Annotated in this window: 1 protein-coding gene; it reads left to right on the top strand. The window is 46.1% G+C overall.

The features are described 5' to 3' along the window. The coding region (locus D8801_RS09550) for a hypothetical protein (protein ID WP_185758525.1) at window positions 1-1,678 on the top strand (1,678 nt) is incomplete at both ends.

Genomic DNA, 1,678 nt, shown 5'->3' with positions numbered 1-1,678 from the left:
AGTCAAAGTGCTTCAACATCAGTAAGCGCAAGCCAAAGTGCCTCAGCTTCAGCATCTAACAACCAGAACTCAGCTTCTATCTCAGCAAGCGCGAGCCAGTCTGCGTCAATTAGTGCAAGCCAAAGCGCATCAGCATCAGTATCAGCAAGCATCAGTGCGAGCCAATCAGCATCTGTATCAGCTAGCCAATCAGCAAGCGCATCTGTAAGTGCAAGTCAAAGTGCTTCAACATCAGTAAGCGCAAGCCAAAGTGCCTCAGCTTCAGCATCAGTATCAGCAAGCCAATCAGCAAGCGCATCAGTAAGCTCAAGTGAATCAGCTTCAGCATCAGTATCTGCAAGCCAATCAACTAGCGCATCAGTAAGCTCAAGTGAATCAGCTTCAGCGTCAGTATCAGCTAGCCAATCAACTTCAGCATCAGTATCAGCTAGCCAATCAGCAAGCGCATCAGTAAGCTCAAGCGAATCAGCTTCAGCGTCTGTATCTGTAAGTGAATCAACTTCAGCATCAGTATCTGCAAGTGAATCAGCTTCAGCATCAGTATCAGCAAGCCAAAGCGCTTCAGTAAGCTCAAGCGAATCAGCTTCAGCGTCTGTATCTGCAAGTGAATCAACTTCAGCATCAGTATCTGCAAGTGAATCAGCTTCAGCATCAGTATCTGCAAGCCAATCAACTAGCGCATCAGTAAGCTCAAGTGAATCAACTTCAGCATCAGTATCTGCAAGCCAATCAGCTTCAGCATCAGTATCTGCAAGTGAATCAGCTAGCGCATCAGTATCTGCAAGTGAATCAGCTAGCGCATCAGTAAGCTCAAGTGAATCAGCTTCAGCATCAGTATCTGCAAGTGAATCAGCTTCAACATCTGTATCAGCAAGCCAATCAGCTAGCGCATCAGTAAGCTCAAGTGAATCAACTTCAGCGTCTGTATCAGCTAGCCAATCAGCAAGCGCATCTGTAAGTGCAAGTCAAAGTGCTTCAACATCAGTAAGCGCAAGCCAAAGTGCCTCAGCTTCAGCATCAGTATCAGCAAGCCAATCAGCAAGCGCATCAGTAAGCTCAAGTGAATCAGCTTCAGCATCAGTAAGTGCAAGCGAATCAACTAGCGCATCAGTAAGCTCAAGTGAATCAACTTCAGCATCAGTATCAGCAAGCCAATCAGCAAGCGCATCAGTAAGCTCAAGTGAATCAGCTTCAGCATCAGTATCAGCAAGCCAATCAACTAGCGCATCAGTAAGCTCAAGTGAATCAGCTTCAGCGTCAGTATCAGCAAGCCAAAGCACTTCAGCATCAGTAAGCTCAAGTCAATCAACTTCAGCATCTGTAAGTGCAAGTGAATCAGCTTCAGCGTCAGTATCAGCAAGCCAAAGCGCTTCAGCGTCTGTATCAGCTAGCCAATCAGCTTCAGCGTCTGTATCTGCAAGTGAATCAGCTTCAGCATCAGTATCTGCAAGTGAATCAGCTTCAGCGTCAGTATCAGCAAGCCAAAGCACTTCAGCATCTGTAAGCTCAAGTGAATCAACTTCAGCATCTGTAAGTGCAAGCCAATCAGCAAGCGCATCAGTAAGCTCAAGTCAATCAACTTCAGCATCTGTAAGTGCAAGTGAATCAGCTTCAGCGTCAGTATCAGCAAGCCAAAGCACTTCAGCATCAGTAAGCTCAAGTCAATCAACTTCAGCAT

Source organism: Streptococcus oralis, from assembly GCF_003943415.1.
Classification (GTDB): domain Bacteria; phylum Bacillota; class Bacilli; order Lactobacillales; family Streptococcaceae; genus Streptococcus; species Streptococcus oralis_BJ.
This window is presented reverse-complemented; position numbering and strand designations above follow the sequence as displayed.